Origin of the sequence: Allocoleopsis sp., from assembly GCF_036703385.1 — a bacterium.
In the GTDB taxonomy this organism is placed as follows: Bacteria; Cyanobacteriota; Cyanobacteriia; order Cyanobacteriales; family Coleofasciculaceae; genus Allocoleopsis.
The window spans coordinates 1-3,292 of the sequence record NZ_DATNPA010000647.1 but is presented as its reverse complement, the minus strand read 5'-3'; the positions used below and the strand labels follow the sequence as shown (position 1 = coordinate 3,292).

4 protein-coding genes are annotated in these 3,292 nt (G+C 43.7%); all 4 read left to right on the top strand.

Features of this window, described 5'->3' with window-relative positions:
* The first annotated feature begins 367 nt into the window (after positions 1-367).
* On the top strand, positions 368-562 hold the full coding sequence (locus V6C93_RS30715) for a hypothetical protein (protein ID WP_333480478.1): 195 nt from the start codon (positions 368-370) through the stop codon (positions 560-562).
* Positions 563-643: 81 nt separating this feature from the next.
* A complete protein-coding gene (locus V6C93_RS30710) occupies positions 644-946 on the top strand; it encodes a hypothetical protein (protein ID WP_333480477.1) in 303 nt (100 codons plus the stop codon).
* Positions 947-1,189: 243 nt separating this feature from the next.
* Complete coding sequence (locus tag V6C93_RS30705) at positions 1,190-1,927, top strand: hypothetical protein (protein ID WP_333480476.1); 738 nt, start codon at positions 1,190-1,192, stop codon at positions 1,925-1,927.
* Positions 1,928-2,510: 583 nt separating this feature from the next.
* Positions 2,511-3,292 (top strand): general stress protein (locus tag V6C93_RS30700; protein WP_333480475.1); only part of this gene is annotated, 782 nt, incomplete at its 3' end.

The following is a 3,292-nucleotide window of genomic DNA, read 5'->3' as shown; positions in this document are numbered from 1 at the left end:
GTTTTCCCAGCGAGTGGGAAGTTTTATTTGGGTACACATTAGGATTGTTCCATGATTGTTTCCATTCAAGTTGTTTTCCCAGCGAGTGGGAAGCATGTCCATGGGGACATTGCGCGGAAAGACTTTGGTTTCCATTCAAGTTGTTTTCCCAGCGAGTGGGAAGAGTTCGTTCAGGGAGCTTTACCCAGTATGGGTTTCAGCCACCAAATCGACGCATCTCTGAAAATCTTACCATATCCTCCTAAAAATTGAGCCAAACACAGCCCTCAAAGTCTTGTCCTGTAAGGCATCGACGCATCTCAACGAAAAATATAGGGTTTGGGCGATTTGCCGAGATGCGTCGATTCGTTCATTGGACGCTTTTCTGATGCAGTTTTCAACTGTATTGGTTGGACTGCAAGTTGGTATCAGGCTCAAAACTTCAGAAAAAAGTCAATCTTTTGAGGGAGGCAACAATCTTTTTCAAGATAGAGCAATTCGTGTACTTGAAAGGGATATCTTGGCTTTACAGGGCAAAAAAGTTCAATCCTTATATCTCTCAAGAACTGAAGAAAGCTGCTGACTAGCAGGTTGAGTCAAACTGAGCAGGGTTCCACTCTCCAAAAAAGCCAAAAAAGTTCCTTCAAGAACGAGGTTTAATCCCATGAACACAGATAAAACTCAGATACCGGAGCATCAGAAGAATGGTATGGGCAGACTGAATAGACTCGCGTACCGTGATGGTTATATTCACGGTCGAACCGATGAGCAGGATATCCAGCAGGAAAACCGTAGTATTCGTGAGAATACGAATGGGGTTAATGGCTTGCTCATAGGGATTGCGATCACGGCGATCGCAGGTTTTCTGGGAGGCAGTATCTTTTTAGTCAGTCACTCCGGTGGGAACTCTACATCACCAGGACAAAGGGCTCCTATTTCTACCACTAATTCGTCTCAACAGCCCTAAAGACATACGAAGGCAGGAGTGGTACTCCCTCAGCAGCAAGCACTAGCTGAACCTGTATCCGAGCCCATAACTCTATCAGCAAGGCTTAAGCTCGAAAAGGCTGAGACTCTCTGTGGGCTGCCAATACCATAAGCTGAGAAACTCCCATCTATGTTGATTAACTTTTGGCTTCTACTTTTTGGAGAATAGTTTTGACATTTACCAAATTTTAATTTCTCACCAATACTTATTTTAAGCAAAAAAATGGAAAATCAGCACAACCATACGGCTCAAAATTCAAGCACCCATTTGCAGAATGGGCGCAACCTTAATACACATGTGGAAAGCGTTAATCCTGAGTCTGTTTCCTACGAAGATGGTTATGTTCATGGTCGCGCTGCCGAACGCAGCGTTGAAAACGAACACCAGGACGTTCGTGCTGAAAATAGTGCCGCTCGTGGATTGATACTAGGTTTTCTTCTCACTTCTTTAGTAGGCTTAGTTGTTGGTGCAATATTCTACTTTAACCAAAGAGAGGAGTCACCAACACCCGTACTCGTGCCTGTACCCAGCACTCCTCAACAACAAAACAGAGAAACAAAAATTATTGAAAAAACAACTGAAAGAACTCAATCAGCTCCCTCTACTAACCAACAACCTGCGGCAGGTTCTCAACAAAGGCAGCCAGATATTAAGATAATTGTTCCTAATTCTGGGCAACAACCAGCATCCTCTCCACAAAACACATCATCTCCAACTACACCTACGCCAACCCAGAATCAGCCGCTAATCACGAATCCGCGTTCTATCCAACCCAATAGTTCAACGAGTCCTTCCACAACTACAGAACCAAACAAAACGAATCAATCCTCACAAACTCCATCCCGAACCGACATTCCTAGTGCTAGGACTAAAACGGAATCATCAGACACGACCAATGAAACTTCAACAGGACAAAGTCAAAATCAGACACAGCCTAAGAATTCCAGCTCAGCTCAGTGAAACTTGGAATCCTCCAATTGCTTGAAAAATCAATAGGAAGACAATTTATTTCGGTGATTTTAAGGGGAGTAGGCCAAAAAATATTCGCTTCTCCCCTTAATTTTATAGTTGACACCTGACTCTTTGTACTGTTTGTATCGATTAATACAAAGTTGTCGTCAATGATGTAACGCAAGAAATTTTCACTCCCTACTCCCTACTCCCCACCCCCTTTATCAAGGTTACGGATTAGAACGCAACTTGGTATAAGCTATGTTTAACTCAAGACAATAATTCTCGCATTCATTCAATTTACTTTTTAATATGAGCCTAAAATGTAAAAGTAAAAATATATATGGTAGCTTTTGCCAAAGCTATATTAATAGGTATAATTTATATTAAGCAATATTAAAAATGTGAGAAAAATAATCTTTATTATAAAAAGCCAAATTATTCACCATCCTACTGATAGAAATAAAGGTTATTTCTAGGGATTGATGACTCTTTTATCGAAAAATGACTGAATAGATTTATCAGCACGGAATAACACAAGCATTTAAGGTGCTGGAATTTAATAATAATCTTTCTTAGGAGAGAAGACAAAATGGCTTTAAGACAGGACAGGAGAGCCGTAGGTGTTTTTTCAAAACGTCAAGATGCAGAATTAGCACTTCGGGAACTTAGAGATTCTAATTTCCCGATGGATAAAGTTTCTGTAATCACGCAAGATGCAGATAGTCGGGATAATATTGCTGGTGCTGATGTTCGTGATGATGTTCGCGACCGCAGCGAAGGTAATAAAGCTGATGAAGGCGCTACAACGGGTGCGATCGCTGGTGGGACATTGGGCGGACTCACTGGCTTATTAGTCGGATTAGGTACCTTAGCGATTCCGGGGATAGGCCCAGTTATGCTTGCCGGAGCTGCGGCAACCGCGATCGCAACGACCTTGGCAGGCGGTGCAATCGGAGCCGTTACCGGGGGTCTGCTGGGCGCATTGGTCGGTTTAGGGATTCCTGAAGAGCGAGCTAGAGCTTATCACGACCGAATTGCACGAGGACATTATCTGATCATCGTTGAAGGCACGGACGATGAGATTCGTCATGCCGAAGCCATCCTTCACCATCGCGGGATTGAGGATTGGGGCGTCTACGATCATCCCAATGCCGAGCGTCCTCTGGGCCGGCATCATCGGGCAATTGGGGTATTTTCCCATCGTCCAGAGGCAGAAGCTGCACTAAACGACTTAAGAGATGCAGGCTTCCCTCTCAGTCAAATTTCTGTGGTCGCGCGTGACTACGATCGCCGCCACCATCTACCGGGACTTCATGTCCACGATCGCTTTGACAATCACCATTTTGGATTTCCAGATGATCGTTTTCACTT

What these genes read in the sequence shown, in the direction of transcription:
- V6C93_RS30715 (WP_333480478.1), top strand. Translation starts at nt 368, where the DNA reads ATGCAGTTTTCAACTGTATTGGTTGGACTGCAAGTTGGTATCAGGCTC.
- V6C93_RS30710 (WP_333480477.1), top strand. Translation starts at nt 644, where the DNA reads ATGAACACAGATAAAACTCAGATACCGGAGCATCAGAAGAATGGTATG.
- V6C93_RS30705 (WP_333480476.1), top strand. Translation starts at nt 1,190, where the DNA reads ATGGAAAATCAGCACAACCATACGGCTCAAAATTCAAGCACCCATTTG.